1 rRNA gene (only partly in view) is annotated in these 219 nt (G+C 51.1%); it reads right to left on the bottom strand.

The features are described from left to right. Positions 1 to 68 precede the first annotated feature (68 nt). Positions 69 to 219 (bottom strand): 23S ribosomal RNA (locus J7E68_RS00370) (it continues 2,873 nt past the right edge of the window).

The following is a 219-nucleotide window of genomic DNA, read 5'->3' on the forward strand; positions in this document are numbered from 1 at the left end:
TTGTCACTAGGCTTCTCGACCGTACATCGAGAACCACTCAGTGGACGCCTAGCACCAACAAACGGTGTGTTATCAAGTCATCGGCTTATTAGTACCAGTCAGCTGCATGCATTACTGCACTTCCACATCTGGCCTATCAACCCAGTAGTCTGGCTGGGAGCCTCTCACCCGAAGGTATGGAAATCTCATCTTGAGGCCGGCTTCCCGCTTAGATGCTTT

This window comes from Microbacterium sp. ISL-103, from assembly GCF_018613995.1.
GTDB lineage: Bacteria > Actinomycetota > Actinomycetes > Actinomycetales > Microbacteriaceae > Microbacterium.